General features: G+C 34.5%; 18 protein-coding genes. 9 read left to right on the forward strand and 9 right to left on the reverse strand.

Annotation, left to right across the window (positions count from 1 at the left end):
* Positions 1–38: 38 nt before the first annotated feature.
* Together BUA03_RS11095 and BUA03_RS11100 are read left to right on the forward strand one after the other, a co-directional pair.
* A complete protein-coding gene (locus tag BUA03_RS11095) occupies positions 39–473 on the forward strand; it encodes a DUF6526 family protein (protein WP_066076833.1) in 435 nt (144 codons plus the stop codon).
* Positions 474–575: 102 nt separating this feature from the next.
* Complete coding sequence (locus BUA03_RS11100) at positions 576–1,145, forward strand: pentapeptide repeat-containing protein (protein WP_066076836.1); 570 nt, start codon at positions 576–578, stop codon at positions 1,143–1,145.
* A gap of 6 nt (positions 1,146–1,151) precedes the next feature.
* Here BUA03_RS11100 and BUA03_RS11105 read toward each other — a convergent pair whose 3' ends face one another.
* The 8 genes from BUA03_RS11105 to glyA all read right to left on the reverse strand — a co-directional run bounded on the left by BUA03_RS11105 (position 1,152) and on the right by glyA (position 8,234).
* Entirely contained in the window at positions 1,152–1,832 is a 681-nt protein-coding gene (locus BUA03_RS11105) for an ABC transporter ATP-binding protein (protein WP_066076840.1), read from the reverse strand.
* Positions 1,833–1,834: 2 nt separating this feature from the next.
* Positions 1,835–3,091, reverse strand: coding sequence for an ABC transporter permease (locus BUA03_RS11110; protein WP_066076843.1), 1,257 nt, complete (start codon positions 3,089–3,091; stop codon positions 1,835–1,837).
* Entirely contained in the window at positions 3,091–4,185 is a 1,095-nt protein-coding gene (locus tag BUA03_RS11115) for an efflux RND transporter periplasmic adaptor subunit (RefSeq protein WP_066076846.1), read from the reverse strand. The genes BUA03_RS11110 and BUA03_RS11115 overlap by 1 nt, the downstream gene beginning before the upstream one ends.
* Positions 4,186–4,320: 135 nt before the next feature.
* A complete protein-coding gene (locus tag BUA03_RS11120; RefSeq protein ID WP_066076849.1) occupies positions 4,321–4,821 on the reverse strand; it encodes a GNAT family N-acetyltransferase in 501 nt (166 codons plus the stop codon).
* Positions 4,822–5,027: 206 nt separating this feature from the next.
* The gene (locus tag BUA03_RS11125; protein WP_175542105.1) at positions 5,028–5,480 is read right to left on the reverse strand and encodes a response regulator; all 453 of its coding nucleotides are present in this window, start codon (positions 5,478–5,480) and stop codon (positions 5,028–5,030) included.
* Positions 5,481–5,502: 22 nt separating this feature from the next.
* Entirely contained in the window at positions 5,503–6,069 is a 567-nt protein-coding gene (locus BUA03_RS11130) for a helix-turn-helix domain-containing protein (RefSeq protein WP_066076852.1), read from the reverse strand.
* A gap of 173 nt (positions 6,070–6,242) precedes the next feature.
* Entirely contained in the window at positions 6,243–6,836 is a 594-nt protein-coding gene (gene miaE, locus BUA03_RS11135; RefSeq protein WP_066076855.1) for a MiaE family protein, read from the reverse strand.
* A gap of 123 nt (positions 6,837–6,959) precedes the next feature.
* Positions 6,960–8,234: a serine hydroxymethyltransferase gene (gene glyA, locus BUA03_RS11140; protein ID WP_066076858.1), complete on the reverse strand. Its 1,275-nt coding sequence runs from the start codon at positions 8,232–8,234 to the stop codon at positions 6,960–6,962.
* 108 nt (positions 8,235–8,342) lie between these two features.
* Here glyA and fahA point away from each other — a divergent pair, with 108 nt between their 5' ends.
* Entirely contained in the window at positions 8,343–9,626 is a 1,284-nt protein-coding gene (gene fahA, locus BUA03_RS11145) for a fumarylacetoacetase (protein WP_066076862.1), read from the forward strand.
* Between the two features lie 105 nt (positions 9,627–9,731).
* Here fahA and BUA03_RS11150 read toward each other — a convergent pair whose 3' ends face one another.
* Positions 9,732–10,079 (reverse strand): SdpI family protein, encoded by a 348-nt coding sequence (locus BUA03_RS11150; protein WP_066076864.1) that lies wholly within the window; start codon positions 10,077–10,079, stop codon positions 9,732–9,734.
* 341 nt (positions 10,080–10,420) lie between these two features.
* Between BUA03_RS11150 and BUA03_RS11155 the strand changes: the two genes are divergently transcribed.
* From BUA03_RS11155 to BUA03_RS11180, 6 genes are all read left to right on the forward strand, one after another.
* Positions 10,421–11,605, forward strand: coding sequence for a hypothetical protein (locus BUA03_RS11155; RefSeq protein WP_066076867.1), 1,185 nt, complete (start codon positions 10,421–10,423; stop codon positions 11,603–11,605).
* A gap of 477 nt (positions 11,606–12,082) precedes the next feature.
* On the forward strand, positions 12,083–12,700 hold the full coding sequence (locus tag BUA03_RS11160) for a GNAT family N-acetyltransferase (RefSeq protein WP_082854276.1): 618 nt from the start codon (positions 12,083–12,085) through the stop codon (positions 12,698–12,700).
* 139 nt (positions 12,701–12,839) lie between these two features.
* Positions 12,840–14,033 carry an argininosuccinate synthase gene (locus tag BUA03_RS11165; protein WP_066076870.1) on the forward strand — a complete coding sequence of 398 codons (1,194 nt, stop codon included), beginning with the start codon at positions 12,840–12,842 and terminating at the stop codon, positions 14,031–14,033.
* Positions 14,034–14,278: 245 nt separating this feature from the next.
* Positions 14,279–15,256, forward strand: a complete 978-nt coding sequence (argC, locus tag BUA03_RS11170; protein ID WP_066076874.1) for an N-acetyl-gamma-glutamyl-phosphate reductase — start codon at positions 14,279–14,281, stop codon at positions 15,254–15,256.
* A gap of 78 nt (positions 15,257–15,334) precedes the next feature.
* Entirely contained in the window at positions 15,335–16,477 is a 1,143-nt protein-coding gene (locus tag BUA03_RS11175) for an aspartate aminotransferase family protein (protein WP_066076876.1), read from the forward strand.
* A gap of 146 nt (positions 16,478–16,623) precedes the next feature.
* Positions 16,624–17,820 (forward strand): glutamate-5-semialdehyde dehydrogenase, encoded by a 1,197-nt coding sequence (locus BUA03_RS11180; RefSeq protein WP_066076879.1) that lies wholly within the window; start codon positions 16,624–16,626, stop codon positions 17,818–17,820.
* The last annotated feature ends 149 nt before the right edge of the window (positions 17,821–17,969 follow it).

Raw genomic sequence — 17,969 nt, forward strand, 5'->3', positions numbered from 1 at the left:
AAAATAAGTAGTTTTGAGTATCTTTAAAAAAAAATAAAATGGAAATTCAATCCTTTAAAAATCATATTAAGTATTATCCACCTCATCATTTTGTCTATTATCCAATAGTTATGACTTTATTGGCTTTCAGTATGTACTTTACCTTTACCACTGAGGATCAACTCATTTGGACTTTTATCAGCATTATATTTGTAGTGCTTTTTTGCCTTGCTTTTATGTTACGCCAACATTACGCACTCACGCTGCAAAATCGAATCGTACGTTTAGAAATGAGGTACCGTTATTTTTCTATAACAGGCAAAAGATTAGAGGATTTTGAATATCGACTCAATGATGATCAATTATTTGCTTTACGATTTGCGCCTGACACTGAGCTTACAGCACTTATACAAAGAGCACTGAATGAAAATCTTTCAGGAAAAGCAATCAAAAAAGCGATTCAACATTGGGAAGGAGACTATGAAAGAGTTTAATATTCTAAAAATAATACTGCTAATTTATCCAGATTGACGATTTAGAATTTTGTTACTTTGTTGCGAACTCACTCCTTTAAAACCCGAATTTAAAACTCCTAAATGCCAGCATATTTTCTAGATATTGAATACAGTAAAATTACTTATAACGAAGAAGAAGTCAATTGCAAGGAATTTGAGTGCTGTACGTTTACCAATTGTAATTTCTCCAACTGTGTTTTTGTAGCAGTAACTTTTATTGACTGCACCTTTAATGATTGTGTTTTTAACGACGCAAAAATTAATTACGTAGCGTTTAGAACCGTTACTTTCAATCGTTGTCAAATCAAGGAAGTGAATTTTTCAATGTGTGATAAATTAATTTTCGAAATCGCCTTTAACAAGTGTACTTTGGATTTCTCCAAATTTTATACTTTAAAACTAAAAGGAACCTCTTTTACTAATTGTAGTCTTGTTGCAGTAGATTTTATGGGTTCGGATTTGACCGAAGCACTTTTTGAAAACTGTGATTTACACCGTTCCGAATTTGCAAAAGCAATTGCCAACAAAGCTGATTTTAAAACTAGCTATAATTATACAATTGATCCCAAAACAACAAAATTAAAGAAAGCCATTTTTTCTATGGAAGGGCTGAAAGGATTGCTGTACAAACATGATATTATAGTTGAATAAATCTTTTTAAGAAATTATTTTCCCATCTTCCATGGTAATAATCCTTGAGGTCCTATTAGCAAAATCAGTATCATGGGTAACTACTAATAAAGTCTGATTTTCTTCTTGGGTAAGCCTATTGAAAATATCAAAAACCAAGTCACTATTTTTCTTGTCTAAATTCCCGGTGGGCTCATCGCCCATTATTATCAAAGGATCATTGATCAGTGCGCGAGCAATTGCCACCCGCTGCTTTTGACCACCGCTTAACTGATTGGGCATTTTCAGTGCTTGATCTTCCATATCGAGCGTTTTTAAATGCTTCATCGCACGATTTTCTAATTCTTGATCGGAATATTTGCCTAATTTCATCCCTGGAAGCATGACATTTTTTAGTACGTTATATTCTGCCAATAAATAATGAAACTGAAATACAAAACCTATTTTTTCATTTCGAATCAAAGCTAATTCTCTATCTGTCTTTCCTGTTACAAGTTCGTTGTGAATGTAAATTTGACCGTCGTACGCTGTATCCATTGTGGAGAGCAAGTACAATAAAGTCGATTTTCCACAGCCCGATTTGCCTACTATTGACACAAATTCACCATAATTAATGCGCATTTCAATTTCTTTCAAGACCTGAAATTTTACGGGATCGTAAAAATATTTACTCAAGCCTTTTGTCTCTAAAATAACATTATTTTCCATCTCTATTTTCCCCTGATAATTTCAACTGGATCTATTTTACTGGCTTTTAGCGCAGGGAAAAGTCCAGCAATAGTTGTTGTGAATAAAGCAAAAGTAATCCCAATTCCATAATACAGTGGATTGTAATTAATAGGATATGTTTTCACGGTAGGCAGCGAAGCGGTTTCAAATGGAATACTATCTATAATCGAAGAGAAAATATAGCCAAACAATAAACCAAACAAGCCCCCCGCAAGTCCAATAATTATCGAAAGTGAAATAAATATCCATTGCACATCATTACCAGAAAATCCTGTAGCTTTTAAAATGGCAATACTATCCATTTTTTCATAAATCATCATGTTCAGAATATTATAAATTCCAAAACCGGCAACAATAAGTAAAACTACTCCAACCGCATAGGAAATAATGCTTCGCACCGTGCTACCAGTTTCAAACTGAGAATTGGCAGTTTGATAATCGATTGCATCAAGATTAAAGGTATTCCTAAACTCATTTGCAACAGCAGGCGCCGTGGTCATATCGTATAAATTTATCTGAATATCCGTGATGTAATTAGTAGCTTCTCCCACTATTTTTTGAGCGGTCGCCAATGAAGTATAACTCATCACATTATCAATCTCTGCAATTCCAATTTCAGAAATTCCAACGATTTTTAGCGAAGCTAGCTTTCCTTTAGAAGTGGTGATTTTAATTATATCACCCCTGGAAAGTAACATTTTATCGGACAAACCCTTTCCGATAATAATACTATTGTTTTGAAGCAAATCAGTCACAGTACCGTCTACTATATAATCACTTATTTTAAATAATTTTTCCTCAGATAGCACATCAATGCCGTTAATTACTCCGCTGATTTCAATTGTTCCAGAATTAAAAAAAACAGGGGAAGTCACTTTTGGAGCAACATCTATAACCCGGGTATCTTTTTTTAAAACAGATATAATTGTTTTGCTGTTGTAAATGGACTTACCAATATCTTTTGGTTTTATAGAACGGATAAAATTGGTATTGTTCTTGAATTCTTCCGACAAAAAAATAGGTTGATTTTCAGAAGGTTTTATTTCATTATACAGCAGCACATGTGGTGTTCTGTTGAGCATCAATCCATCTAATAAATCATTGAGTCCATTCATAAAACTTACTAAAGCAATAAACATGGCAATGCTAAAAGTTACACCAACTGCCGCAACAATGGTTTGCTTTAAGCGCGCTTGAAGCAAATGAAATGCAATATTTAAAATAAGTTTAAAGTTCATTATTGAGGTTTATAAATCATTTCGTTCGCCTTTAATCCCGCTACTATTTCTACTTTCTGATAATCGCTTAAGCCCGTTTTTACTGCTCTTTTTTCATCTTTATTTACTAAAACATATTTACCTTCAATTAAGAACAGTTTTGGTATGGTGATGGTATTTTTTTTCGTTTGAATAATAATATTAGCTTCTGCTGTAAGATTTGGATAGAGTTTTGGCGGTGGTTTCATAAAATGGGCTTCGATTTTAAAAGTACGGGAACGCTCCTCCATGATGGGATAAATTTTATCGACAATTGCATCAAAAACTTTTCCTTTGTAACTGTCCATCGTTACAAGTACTTTCTGACCCGTTTTTACGCGAACCATATCATTTTCGTCAACTTCTAACGCTAACAAAAAAGAATTGGCTTGACCTATTATCGCTAAGGCAATTTGAGGTGTAATCAAAGACCCTTCTTTTACCAGAACATCAAATAACTGTCCAGAGAACGCACTCTTAATACTAAAATCATTTTGAGATTTTTGATTGAGTTGTAAATTAATCGCATTTTTACTTTGTTCATTTTTCAATTGAGCTCTAAGTTGCGTCAATTGTTTTTTAGTAGATTCAAAATTAATTTTCGAACTTTTATATGCTAATTCGATTCTTTCAAAATCAACTTCTGAAATTCCACCTTGGTTTATGACATTTTTGTTTCGGCGGTAAATGGATTCGTCTACCGTTAATTTATCTCTAGCAGACTGAACTTTCATTTCCATTTCAGCCATTTTATCTTGAATATAGCGGCTGCTTTCTAAGCTTAATTGGTAAGCCAGTCGTGCATTTTCAGTGTTCAGTTCCGCTTTTTCGCTTTCCAACTCAAATAGTCGTTGTCCTTTGCTAATAGATTGACCCGCAATAACATTTACTTTTAATAATGTTCCGTTTACAGTGGAATAAACAGTATACTGGCCATCCGCTTTGATAACGCCAGATGCATAGACACTTTCGGTCACTTCTCCAATGGTTGGCTTAATTTTTTCCGTTTCTTCTTTAGCACAAGAAACAAAACTAAAAGCTAGTAGGTAAAATAGTAGTCGTATAGTAAAACTCATTTTGTTTCTTATTTAACTTTGTAGTTTATGATCTATTATTTCTATAAATATACGACATTATCCATTTTTAAGTGGATATCCTAGGTACATAATTACATACTGAAAATAATTTCACAGGAATAAGAAAACGTTAACCTACAGAACTTTTTCCATTTTGTAGTCTTCCATTTTATAACCGCCATACCCTAACTCAATATCTTCCTCGGCGACGATTTCAAAACCTATTTTTTTGTAAAAAGAGAGTGCTTTGTTAAATTTATTGACATTCAAAGAAATAGCAACCGAATGATTTTGTCTTGCTAAATTTTCAATTGTATCAATCAAGAACTTCCCTGCTCCTTTTCCTTGAGCTTCCGGAAGCAAGTAAATTTTATGGAGCCTTGTTACTTCTTGGTTTAAATAACGGTGTTCATAAGAAGCAAATCCAAGACAAACTCCATCTTCCTCTACCAATAGAAAAAGATGTCCTTTTTGGTTTAAATTTTCGAGTAAAGCTTTTTCGGAATAGAACAAATTAAGCATATAATGAATCTGTTCCTTTGACAAAATACCACCGTAGGTAACAGGCCAAGTTTTATTTGCTATGTATTGGATCGTTTTAAAATCAGTGGAAGTAGCTTCAGATAGTGATAACATTGTAATTTATTTAGGTCAATTATTGTACTCAAAGAAAGATTTCTTGTTGGATAAAAATATATAATTTTGCTCTAAAATTTGGATTTCCTTTCTCTCTTATAAAACTATTGTGTTTGTCACAATTCGACTAGGATTGCCAATCTTAAAATTGGTGCTGAATACTTGGAAATTTTTAAAATCTTAAAATTTTTACTTTTTTTTTAGATTTACAAACTATAAAAAAAGGTTTCTTTGTTTAAACCTGAAGACTGATACTGCCAGTCCATATTTACTACGTCTTTAATTACCTTTTTAAGTTTAGAAAAATCATTCGGCTTTTTTATGTAAATATTAGCGCCTTGTACAAAACTATCTTCAATATCTTTTTCTGACGAGGAGGTTGAATATATTGCAATGGAAACATCTATGAACCGCGAATTTGATCTTATTTCTTTAAGACATTCATGTCCTGTTTTACAAGGCATGTTCAAATCCAAGAATAAAATATGAGGCAACTTATTTTCCAGATTTTCCAGATAATCAATTAAAACTTTACCATCTTTAAACGAGGTCAGTTTATAGTCCATTTTTAGTTCGGCTAAAGCTTCATTAAAAAGTTGCAAATCCTCTTCGTCATCATCTGCAATCAAAATATGAATTCTATCTATTTTATTAATCATAAAAATAAGGGTATGGATTGTTCTATTTATTCTTTTTCTTTGATAAAAGTCTTTTTTTATCCACTATTCTTTTAAACATGGAAGGTGTTAATCCTGTTACTTTTTTGAATTGCGTTGATAAATAGGCGACGCTACTATAATTCAATTCATAAGAAATCTCAGTCAGACTTAATTCTTCAGCTAAAATTAATTTTTTAGCTCTTTCAATTTTTTGAATAATGATAAAGTTTTCAATCGATGTATACGTGTATTCAGAAAAAAGAGTAGTAATGTATCCATATCTAAATTTTAACTTTTCTGATAAATACTGCGAAATTGTGCTACTTGGAAATTTATCTTTGTCATAAATAATTTCGATAATTGCATCTTTAATTGCTTGTATCAGTTGGATTTTTGGATTATTAATAATGTGTATTGCATATCTTTCAAGTTCTAATTGGAGTTTTTCGAAACTTTCTAACGATAAATCATCATTAATTTCAATTTGACCTAAACCTAAAATTTGGTATTCTATCTTTAATTTGTCTAATTGGTCTTCTAATATCCGCTTACAAGCAATATTTCCATCATAATTATAATTGAGCTTCATCGAATAAATAAATTATTAAACATTAGTTTGACGCCATAAAAGTATACCAAAAATTACCAATCGATAGCAAATAATAAATTTATTAAAAATATATAATTTAAGGTCTACAAATATATTTAACTACATAAATATAAATGTTTGATCTTGATTAATTAAAACTTCATTGCTTAAACTTACCCATGAATCGTTTCATTTTTACCATAATTTGCAATAACAGACTCTTCAAATTCCAGCCACTCTCTCCAGCGTTTTTCTACATTAATTCCTACTCCATACTTGCGTGCGTAAGTAATAAAAGTGGTGTAATGTCCTGCTTCACTTTCCATTAAATCTCTATAGAATACAGCTAATTCCTCATCCTGAATGTTTTCTGAAAGCACTTTGAATCGTTCACAACTTCTGGCCTCTATCATAGCCGAAAACAATAACCGTTCCACTAAAGCTGACACTCTACTTCCCGTCCCACTTTTCTTCATGTACAAATACAATTCATTCACGTAATCGTCTTTGCGCTCGCGTCCTAATTTCAATCCACGTTTAATTATAATAGTATGGACTTGTTCAAAATGGTCGATTTCTTCTTTGGCCAAAGCCAATAAATCCTGCACTAAATCTTGATGCTCTGAATTGTTTGTTATAATCGTAATGGCATTTGTAGCGGCTTTTTGTTCACACCAAGCGTGATCTGTTAAGATCTCTTCGATATTTTTTTCTACAATATTGACCCATCTTGGATCCGTTGGTAATTTTAATCGTAATACAGACATAATTTTAGTCTTAAAGTTAGAAAGTCATAACGTCAAAAGTCGAAAGCCAAAAGGTCAGACAGAATATTAAATTCTATTCAAAGACTTTCGACTTTCGACTTTAAAACATTAAGATGTATTTATTTAGTATACGAAAATAGCTCTTTCGCTCATCATTTCGTTTACTTCGTTTGCTACCGCTTCGATAACCTCCTCGTTAGTGTGATCCACTAATACTCTATCGATAAGAGCAACAATAGTTTCCATATCCTCTTCAACTAAACCTCGAGTGGTAATTGCTGCTGTTCCTACACGAATTCCTGAAGTCACAAATGGAGATTTATCATCAAAGGGAACCATGTTTTTATTAACTGTTATTTCTGCTCTTACTAATGCGTTTTCAGCTTCTTTTCCAGAAATATTTTTATTTCTTAAATCAATCAACATCATGTGATTATCCGTTCCACCAGAAATGATTTCGTAACCTCTTTTTACAAAAGCATCTGCCATCGCATTAGCATTTTTTTGTAGTTGTAAAGCATACGTAAAAAATTCGTCTTTTAATGCTTCACCAAAAGCTACCGCTTTTGCAGCAATAATGTGCATCAATGGACCCCCTTGATTTCCAGGGAAAACAGCTAAATCCAACAAAGAGGACATCATTCTGATTTCGCCTTTTGGGGTGGTTAAACCAAATGGATTTTCAAAATCTTTACCCATTAAAATTAATCCTCCACGAGGACCACGCAACGTTTTGTGCGTTGTAGTTGTAACAATATGGCAATGAGGCAATGGATCATTCATCAAACCTTTGGCAATTAGTCCCGCTGGATGTGAAATATCAGCCAATAAAATGGCTCCTACACTATCAGCAATTACTCTGAAGCGCTCAAAATCCATATCACGAGAGTATGCCGAAGCACCTGCAATGATCAATTTTGGTTGTTCTCTTGTTGCTATTTCTTGAATTTTATCATAATTTAATCTTCCAGTTTCCTTGTCCACGCCATAAAAAGAAGGAGTGTACAAACGACCGGAAAAATTCACTGGAGAACCGTGAGTCAAGTGTCCACCATGAGACAAATCAAAACCTAAAATTTTGTCTCCAGGTTTAATACACGCGTGGTAAACCGCTGTATTAGCTTGAGAACCAGAGTGAGGTTGCACATTAGCATAAGCCGCTCCAAATAATTCTTTGGCTCTGTCAATTGCAATTTGCTCCACAACGTCAACTACTTCGCAACCGCCGTAGTATCTTTTGCCAGGATACCCTTCCGCATATTTGTTGGTTAAAACGGAACCAGCAGCTTCCATTACCTCGTCACTTACGAAGTTTTCTGAGGCAATAAGTTCTAATCCGTGAATTTGTCTTTCTTGTTCTTCCAGAATAAGGTCAAAAATTTGTTCGTCGCGTTGCATTTTTTTGATTTTCGTTAATTTGATGCAAAAATACAAAAAAACGTTTGGTTAATAGTTAGATTATAATATATTTGATGAGTAATTTTTTAACAAATTAATTAACAAAATATGCCGATAACAGCTAACGATACCAATAGAAAATCATGGCTAGAAGTAGATGCAAACAGTGATTTTCCCATTCAAAACATTCCGTTTGGTGTTTTTCTTACAAAAGAGAACGTCGTAACCGTAGGAACTAGAATAGGAGATTTCGCCATTGATTTAGGCGCTTTGCAACAATTAAATTATTTTGAAGGTATTGAATTGACCGATGATATGTTCATGCAGGATACTTTGAATGATTTTATTTCTGATGGCCAAAAAACATGGCGTTTGGTTCGAAACCGAATTGCGGAACTTTTTGATCTGACCAATCCGAAATTACGAGATAACGTAAAGCACAAAGACATTATCATTTTCAATTTAGAGGATGTTGAAATGCAGTTGCCTGTATTGATAGGCGATTACACTGATTTTTACTCCAGTAAAGAGCACGCGACTAATGTAGGGAAAATGTTTCGAGACCCAGAAAATGCGTTACTACCTAACTGGCTTCACATTCCTGTGGGATACCATGGTAGAAGTTCTACTATAGTTCCCTCTGGTATTCCGGTTCACCGCCCGATGGGACAAACCTTGCCAAATGGGGAAACTACACCCGTTTTTGGCTCTTCTCGTTTAGTAGATTTCGAATTAGAAACGGCCTTTATTACCACTGATGTCAATATAATGGGCGAAAATATAGCCGTAACAGAAGCGGAAGATTATATTTTTGGAATGGTGTTACTGAACGACTGGAGTGCGCGCGATATTCAAAAGTGGGAATATGTGCCACTAGGACCGTTCTTAGCTAAGAGTTTTGCAAGCTCCATTTCGCCGTGGATTGTGACAATGGATGCCTTGGAACCTTTTAGAACTAAAGGACCAAAACAAGAACCAACTCCACTGCCCTATTTACAACAAAAAGGAAAGCATTCTTTTGATATTAATTTAGAAGTAGCCATTCAGCCTGAAAAAGCAGAACCGACGGTGATTTCACGTTCAAATTTCAAATACATGTATTGGACAATGAGCCAGCAATTAGCACACCATACTTCTAATGGTTGTCGTGTGAATTCTGGTGATATGATGGGTTCAGGTACTATTTCAGGGCCTACTGAAGATAGTTTTGGTTCCATGCTAGAATTAACTTGGGGAGGAAAAAACCCAATTAAACTAAATGATGGGACAGAACGTAAGTTTATTAATGACAATGACACTGTTATTATGAAAGGTTTTTGTCAAAATGGCCATGTAAGAATTGGTTTTGGAGAAGTTTCCAGCAAACTACTGCCGCCGTTCGTTAGAAAATGAAATTCTAAAAAACTATAAACAAAACTCCGAATGTCTAGACTTTCGGAGTTTTTTATTTTAAAGTATGCGCCAAAACAAACTGCTAAAATCAATTGAATTTGGTATTTATTGCGTGCCAAATTTGTTATTGATCGCTCTTTCTACTCGTACTAAAAGCCCAATTACCGTCACAATCAAAAGACTTAGACCTACATTCCTATTTATCGTAGGATCAAAGTTTGTTACGAAACTAAAAACGCAGCAAGCACTCAATAGTAAACCCAGCTTAATCATTTCTTTAGACGAATAATTTTGAGCAAAATCCCATCTTTCTTGACTTTTCATTGCGTTTGCCGTTCGGTAACCATACAGAGAATTTATTTTCTTTGGTGGAAATTTAAGCATAATAAGACCCGCTACTGTAAAAGCCAGTCCTGCCATAAATGGAATTAAGAATAAAGGGTTTTCAAACATGTAGTACTAATTTTGTGTTTCTGGATAATTCACTGGCGACAATTCAAATGTACTGCTTTATTCATCATCTCAGAGCCCGGATAGAAGTGAAAAGCTTTATGCAGCAGCAGGTTAGTTTTTTGTTGTTGTAAAAGAGCGACCGTAGGAAGCTCCTTTTAGGGCTTACAAAAACAACCTGATGCCAATAAACTTGTAACGAATAGCTGGAAGCAGCTCCCTAAAAATTTGTATCGTTTTCACTATATTTTGACTAATAAAATTATCAGGTTTAATAATTTTCTTATTTTTGAAGCACTTTAAATAGTTACAAATTGATAGAAACTTGCTAAAAAGAAGTGCTTATGAAAAAAATTACGCTGTTATTATTCTTGTTTATCCTTGTTTCAGCATGCGGTGTCAAGCAAATCCAAAACTTATTAAGTTCTGGGAATTATGATCAGGCTATCGAAAATGCAGTGTCTAATTTGCGGACTAATAAAGATAAAAAAGGCAAACAAGAGTATGTCTATTTACTAGAAGAGGCTTTCGCCAAAGCAAAAGAACGGGATTTGAATTCCATAAATTTGCTTGCTAAAGACGCCAATCCCGCGCAATTGGAAAAAATGTACACGACGTATTTACAACTGAATCAACGTCAGGAAACCATTAAACCGTTGCTCCCGCTTAAGCTACTTAAAGAAGGCAGAAACGCTATTTTTCCGTTTGATAATTATAACGATCAGATTATAGATAGCAAAAATGCATTATCAGGGTATTTATATGCCAATGCTAAAAAATTAATGGCAACTACTGACAAGATGAACTTCAGGAAAGCGTATGATGACCTGGAGTATTTGAACCAAATAAATCCAAATTACAAAAACGTGATACAACTGCTGGAGGAAGCACAATTTAAAGGCTCTGATTATGTCTCGGTGTATACCAAAAATGAAACCAACATGATTATTCCTATTCGGCTTCAAAATGACCTATTGGACTTCAGCACATTGGGATTAAATGACAAATGGACTGTTTACCACAGCAAGAAACAAAAAGGAATTGAATATGATTATGGAATGGTAATCAATTTTCGCCAAATATTTATTTCGCCAGAGCAAATTAAAGAAAGGGAATTTGTGAAAGAACGTATCATAAAAGAGGGTGTCAAAAAACTGATTGACGCCAATGGAAAAGAAGTCGTTGACGAAAAAGGAAAAGTAGTTATGGTAGATAATCTTAAAACAGTGACGGCCAGGATTTATGAATTCAGACAATTTAAATCGTGCCAAATTACCGCTAAAATTGACTATTTGAATTTTAGAAGCAATCAATTGCTACACTCTTTTCCGATTAGCAGTGAGTTCATTTTTGAGAATATTTACGCAACGTACAAAGGAGACCGACGTGCTTCTGACGACAACTACTACTCTTATTTTGACAGAAATCCAGTTCCCTTTCCTAGTAGCGAACAGATGGTTTATGATACGGGAGAAGACTTGAAAGCTAAAATTAAAGACATTATAAGCCGCAACCGCTTTAGAAATTAGTCTCCAAAAATAAATACTCTTGTATCTAACTCCTTGATAAATAAATTGATCAAGGAGTTTTTTTTGTTTTTAATTAAATCAACAATTCATTAAAATTTTGTTAGAAAAATAAAAATAGGTGATGAGTTTTAAAAAATAGTGTACTTTTGTTTCAATGAATAATACCAATATAAATATAACTCCTATCTCACGGACAAACAGACCTGCTACTTCTCCCGAAGTACGGACACTATCAGTATAGTTTCCTCAAGTGCTCTGATATTTTTATTCCTATTTTATTCTTTCTCGTTTTGAAATCACATTTATTTCCCAGTTGGATAGTACATTCCAAGATGATTCCTTTATTTTTACTAATTAATTGTTATTCAATTTATTGGACCACAAACTCGTATTTTACTTTTAATTTTAGTGGGAGGAATAATGCGTTTCAAAACAAACTGATAACTCATTTTTTAACTCAAAAATTCAGCTCTTGAAATGAATATTTCTATCATAACAACTCAGGAAGAACATTATAAATATTCGCAAGAAATATGCGAAACAATAGAATTATCTGCCCTTTTGAGAGGTACTGGAATTGCTAAAAGAACTCCAGAATACATCAAAAAAAAGATGGAAAGTAAGGATGCTGTTATCGCCTTAGATAATGGAAAATTTGCCGGCTTTTGTTATATCGAAAGTTGGCAACACGGTAAATTTGTGGCCCATTCTGGACTGATTGTGCATCCAGATTATAGAAATTTAGGTTTAGCAAAAAAAATCAAATCATTTGTTTTTGATTATTCATTAGACAAGTATCCAGAAGCTAAAGTATTTGGAATCACGACAGGATTAGCAGTAATGAAAATCAATTCTGATTTAGGATACAAACCAGTTCCTTTTTCAGAATTAACGAATGATCCCAGTTTTTGGAAAGGGTGTCAAACCTGCACCAATTATGAAATTCTAAAAAGCAAAGAAAATAAAATGTGTTTGTGCACCGGAATGTTATATGATCCGAAAGAAAAACAGAAAGATCCTTCAAAGCATCCTTTTAATGTCCGGATCTGGAACCGGTTAAAAAAAATAAAACAAGCTATTTTCTTGGAAGATTAATCCCATCACTAACCCTCCCCGAAGAGAAGGGAGTCAAGAAAGAAAAAGCAACAAATAAATAGGAAGAACAAATAAAATTCCCCTCGCCTATTAAGGCTCGCCACTGCGGGAAAACTGGGAGGAAAAAAATAATATAATTATGAAAAAAGTAGTATTAGCATATAGTGGAGGATTAGATACCTCCTACTGCCTGAAATATTTGAAGAATGAGAAAGGTTATGAAGTTCATACCGTTCTTATCAATACAGGAGGATTTGACGAAGCCGAACTAGCAGCAATTGAAGAAAGAGCCTACGATTTAGGAAGTGCGCAACACACTACCCTTACCATTGTAGATAAATATTATGATAAGGCTATCAAATATTTAATTTATGGCAATGTGCTAAAAAACAATACATATCCGCTATCTGTGAGTGCTGAACGTGTGTTTCAAGCTATGGAAGCGATTAAATATGCCAAATCGGTTGGTGCTGATGCAATTGCTCACGGAAGCACTGGCGCAGGAAATGACCAAATCCGATTTGATTTAATTTTTCAAACCATCGCTCCCGAAATAGAGATCATCACTCCTATCCGTGATTTGAAATTATCAAGACAGGAAGAAGTGGCGTATTTGCAAGCAAATGGAGTAGAATATTCGTGGGAGAAAGCACAATATTCCATCAATAAAGGACTTTGGGGAACGAGTGTTGGCGGCAAAGAAACATTGACCTCAAACCTTCCGCTTCCAAGTGAAGCATATCCTTCGCAATTGCAAAGAGAGGGCGAAGAAAAAGTGACTTTGCACTTTGAAAAAGGAGAATTGGTAGGGATCAATAACAAAATGGATACGCCTGTAAAAAATATCATTTTACTGGAAAAACTCGCAAGCGCCTTTGCAATTGGCAGAGACATGCATGTTGGCGATACGATAATAGGAATAAAAGGGAGAGTTGGTTTTGAAGCTGCTGCGCCGTTAATTATTATCAAAGCACACCATTTACTGGAGAAACACACCCTTGGAAAATGGCAACAGCACTGGAAAGAACAGTTGGGAAACTGGTACGGAATGTTGTTTCATGAAGGCCAATTTCTGGATCCAGTGATGCGAAATATCGAAACTTTCCTTGAAGACACTCAAAAAACGGTAAATGGAACGGTGACAGTAGCGTTAAAACCGTATCATTTTACGTTGGACGGAATCGAGTCGGATAATGATTTGATGAACACTGGTTTTGGTCAATATGGCGAAATGAACAATGCGTGGACCGCTGACGATGCTAAAGGGTTTATCAAAATTTTAGGCAATGCGCAAAACATATTTTCATCTGTGAATAAGGAAACGTACGTGTAAAATAGTATGTTTTTTTAGGAGCAGAGATACTGTGTTTTTTAAGAAAATTTGTCCCGCTTTTCGTTGCAATCTTTTCCTTTTTTAAAATAAAAAGGAAAAGGATTTTCACTTCAATCGGGGCTAAAAATCAAGTTTTAGTTTTCAAAAGAAATTTGGATAATCTTTTAAAAAATTATGAATTTTTTACTAAAGGTGACTTGATTCCTTACTTGTTCAAACAATAAAAATATTTAAAAAAAGAGATAATGATACATGTTGGAATAATAGGTGGATCCGGTTATACAGCGGGAGAACTGATTAGAATATTGATGTTTCATCCCAATGCCACAATTGATTTTGTTTTCAGCACTACCAATGCTGGAAAACCACTATCAGTGGCACACCAAGATTTACTTGGGGATATTGAAATGAATTTTACCAACACTATTAATCCTAATGTAAATGTGGTATTCCTCTGTTTGGGACACGGAAAATCCAAAGCATTTTTAGCACAAAATCAATTTGCAGCGCACACTAAAATTATCGATTTAGGAAATGATTTCCGTTTGACAAAAGACGCAGTATTTCAAGGAAAATCGTTTGTTTATGGTTTACCAGAAATAAATAAAGCGACCATAAAAAACGCTCAGTTTATTGCCAATCCAGGTTGTTTTGCTACTGCAATTCAGTTGGCACTGCTGCCTTTGGCACAAGCTGGAATGCTAACTACGGACGTTCATATCAATGCTACAACAGGAAGCACTGGCGCTGGAGTTACCCCTTCAGAAACGACACATTTTAGTTGGAGATCCAATAATATGTCGCATTACAAAGCTTTTGAACACCAACATTTGGGCGAAATAAACCAAAGCGTAAAGCAATTGCAAGCCGATTATACTAATGAATTAATATTTATACCGAACAAAGGAGATTTTGCCAGAGGAATTTTCGCCACATTGTATACAACCATCGAAGAAAGTTTAGAAGAAATAGTGTCAGAATATGAAACTTTCTATGCCGATCAGCCCTTTGTAACCGTTACGACCACCGCCATCAATATGAAGCAAGTACTTCAAACGAACAAATGCATTATTAGTTTACTAAAAAAAGGAAATCGGTTGTTGATCACCTCCGTAATTGATAATTTGACAAAAGGTGCTTCAGGACAAGCAATTCAAAACATGAATTTGATGTTTGGATTGGATGAAACGACAGGATTGAAATTGAAACCAAGTGGATTTTAGAAAAGTTTATTCGGTTAATCGATTAACTGCTTAATATATTAATCAGATAACTAAACAATTAAACAAAAATAAATAACAATGAACTTATTCAACGTTTACCCCTTATTTGATGTAACCCCAGTAAAAGGACTGGATTGTATCATTACAGATGATAAAGGAATAGAATATTTAGACCTTTACGGTGGCCATGCCGTCATTTCGGTAGGTCATACGCATCCAGAATATGTGGCAAAACTAAAAGATCAATTGGATCATTTGGCCTTTTATTCCAATGCGATTCAAAATCCAATTCAAGAGGAATTAGCAACTAAGCTCGGAAAACTTTCCGACTGCGAAGAGTATGATTTATTCTTGTGTAGTTCTGGAGCTGAAGCCAATGAAAATGCGTTGAAACTAGCTTCTTTTGTGAATGGCAAATCAAGAGTGATTGCTTTTAAGAATTCGTTTCATGGAAGAACTTCTGCAGCGGTTGCTGTAACCGACAATGAAAAAATTAATGCGCCTTTAAACAAGCAGCAAAAAGTTACATTCTTGCCGTTTGACGATGTTGTTGCCTTAGAAAACGAATTAAAAAAAGGAGATGTTTCCTCTGTTATAATCGAATCCATTCAAGGTGTAGGCGGTTTAGACCAAGCTTCGACAGCCTTTTTTCAAGCCTTAGAGCACTTGTGTAAAACGTACGATGTAGTTTTGATTTTAGACGAAGTGCAGGCTGGTTATGGCAGAACGGGTAAGTTTTTTGGTTTTCAACACCATAACATCAAACCGGATATTATTACGATTGCAAAAGGAATGGGAAATGGATTTCCTATTGGAGGCGTTTTAATAGGCAATCATATTGCAGCCGTATACGGAATGTTAGGAACTACTTTTGGTGGAAACCACTTATCATGCGCTGCTGGAATAGCGGTTTTAGATATTATCGAAAAAGAGAAATTGATGGATAATGCCATAGCTATTTCTGCCTATTTTCAGGAACAAATAAAAAGTGTTCCTGAAGTTGTCCAAGTAAAAGGAAGAGGTTTAATGCTGGGAGTAGAATTTGATTTTGATGTAAGTGCCTTACGAAAAAAACTAATTCTTGAAAAATATATTTTTACAGGAAGCGCCAGTAATAAACACTTATTAAGAATCCTTCCGCCATTGACAATCAAGAAAGAAGCAATAGACACTTTTATTAAAGCTTTAAAAGAAAGTTTAGCCGAATTAAGATACTATTAGCGTGCGTGAGGGATAGTAGTGGAGCTCTTTTTATAATTAGCTTTTTAGCTAATCATAAAAAAGCGGGAACGAATAGCCCGACCCCAAGTGGAGAGGAGGAACGACGAAGCAACTTGGGGTCACGCCCAAATAAAAAATAGAAGAAAATGAAAACAATATTATCTGTAACCAAAAGAAATTCAGTTTTAAGCAAAATGGCAGCACTTCTTGAGCAAGAAAGAGCCAATCTAAAAGCAGTGAATCAGCAGGATTTAAACAATTATTCTGGTGACGACTTGGCTATGGAAAAAAGGTTGCTGGTTGATGACGCTAAGATTGATGGAATGATTTTGTCGCTGCAACAATTGACAATTCAGGAAGATCCTGTAGGGAAAGTAAGATTTGATTTTACTCACGAAAACGGATTAAAGATTTACAATAAAACAGCTGCTTTTGGAACTATAATGATTATTTACGAATCCAGACCTGACGTAACTGTTGAAGCGGGTGGAATTGCTTTTAAATCAGGAAATAAAATTCTTTTAAAAGGCGGTAAAGAATCTTTACTGTCCAATTTAAAAATTGTCGAATTATGGCAACAAGCGTTAAAAGACAATGAAGTTGCTGCTGACTGGGTAGAATATTTGAATTACAACCGAGAAGAAACGCAAGCATTCTTAGAGCAACCAACACAAAAGGTCGATTTAATTGTACCTCGCGGAGGTGAAAAATTAATTGCTTTTGTCAAAAAACACGCTACTTGCCCGGTGATCGTAAGTGGTCGCGGAAATAATTTTGTATACGTGAACGCAGAAGCTGATTTAGACCAAGCACTTGCTATTATAATTAACGGAAAGACCTCAAATATATCAGTTTGTAATGCTTTAGATAAAGTATTGATTGATACTAATCTGGAGAATTGGGAAGCATTCACCAAGAAATTAATCACCGAACTGCAACAAAGAAACGTCATTGTTTTAGGCGATATAAGTATTTCAAAAATAGCTAATGTACCAGAGATTGAGTCAGATTTGATTTGGTATGAAGAATTTTTAGATTACAAAATTGTAATTGGAATTGCCAATTCAAATCAAGAGGCGATTGACAAAATTAACAAGTATTGCGGCGGACATTCGGCTTCCATAATCACAAAAAATGATTTCATTGCGCAAGAGTTTATGGACAATGTGGATACTGCGGCCGTGTATCAAAACGCTTCCACCCGCTTTACGGATGGCGGACAATTTGGTCTTGGAGGCGAACTGGCAATAAGTACTGATAAACTGCATCAACGTGGACCAATAGGTTTGCAACATTTAGTTACTAATAAGTGGTATATTTATGGAGATGGGCAAATCCGATAAAAGATTTTTGATTGCAGATTAACGATTTTAGAATGCAGATTTAGAATGTAGATTTTTCTTGTCAGTTCGAAGCAGTCGAGAACAAATTAAGTATATTACAGTAGTAGTTAAACACCAATAAAACTTTTATGAACTTCGAGTTTATAAAG

This window comes from Flavobacterium fryxellicola, from assembly GCF_900143245.1.
Lineage (GTDB): Bacteria > Bacteroidota > Bacteroidia > Flavobacteriales > Flavobacteriaceae > Flavobacterium > Flavobacterium fryxellicola.

Bases quoted from the DNA above. Each gene is read 5' to 3' on its own strand.
- BUA03_RS11095 (WP_066076833.1), top strand. From the start codon at position 39: ATGGAAATTCAATCCTTTAAAAATCATATTAAGTATTATCCACCTCAT.
- BUA03_RS11100 (WP_066076836.1), top strand. From the start codon at position 576: ATGCCAGCATATTTTCTAGATATTGAATACAGTAAAATTACTTATAAC.
- BUA03_RS11105 (WP_066076840.1), bottom strand. From the start codon at position 1,832: ATGGAAAATAATGTTATTTTAGAGACAAAAGGCTTGAGTAAATATTTT.
- BUA03_RS11110 (WP_066076843.1), bottom strand. From the start codon at position 3,091: ATGAACTTTAAACTTATTTTAAATATTGCATTTCATTTGCTTCAAGCG.
- BUA03_RS11115 (WP_066076846.1), bottom strand. From the start codon at position 4,185: ATGAGTTTTACTATACGACTACTATTTTACCTACTAGCTTTTAGTTTT.
- BUA03_RS11120 (WP_066076849.1), bottom strand. From the start codon at position 4,821: ATGTTATCACTATCTGAAGCTACTTCCACTGATTTTAAAACGATCCAA.
- BUA03_RS11125 (WP_175542105.1), bottom strand. From the start codon at position 5,480: ATGATTAATAAAATAGATAGAATTCATATTTTGATTGCAGATGATGAC.
- BUA03_RS11130 (WP_066076852.1), bottom strand. From the start codon at position 6,069: ATGAAGCTCAATTATAATTATGATGGAAATATTGCTTGTAAGCGGATA.
- miaE (WP_066076855.1), bottom strand. From the start codon at position 6,836: ATGTCTGTATTACGATTAAAATTACCAACGGATCCAAGATGGGTCAAT.
- glyA (WP_066076858.1), bottom strand. From the start codon at position 8,234: ATGCAACGCGACGAACAAATTTTTGACCTTATTCTGGAAGAACAAGAA.
- fahA (WP_066076862.1), top strand. From the start codon at position 8,343: ATGCCGATAACAGCTAACGATACCAATAGAAAATCATGGCTAGAAGTA.
- BUA03_RS11150 (WP_066076864.1), bottom strand. From the start codon at position 10,079: ATGTTTGAAAACCCTTTATTCTTAATTCCATTTATGGCAGGACTGGCT.
- BUA03_RS11155 (WP_066076867.1), top strand. From the start codon at position 10,421: ATGAAAAAAATTACGCTGTTATTATTCTTGTTTATCCTTGTTTCAGCA.
- BUA03_RS11160 (WP_082854276.1), top strand. From the start codon at position 12,083: ATGAATATTTCTATCATAACAACTCAGGAAGAACATTATAAATATTCG.
- BUA03_RS11165 (WP_066076870.1), top strand. From the start codon at position 12,840: ATGAAAAAAGTAGTATTAGCATATAGTGGAGGATTAGATACCTCCTAC.
- argC (WP_066076874.1), top strand. From the start codon at position 14,279: ATGATACATGTTGGAATAATAGGTGGATCCGGTTATACAGCGGGAGAA.
- BUA03_RS11175 (WP_066076876.1), top strand. From the start codon at position 15,335: ATGAACTTATTCAACGTTTACCCCTTATTTGATGTAACCCCAGTAAAA.
- BUA03_RS11180 (WP_066076879.1), top strand. From the start codon at position 16,624: ATGAAAACAATATTATCTGTAACCAAAAGAAATTCAGTTTTAAGCAAA.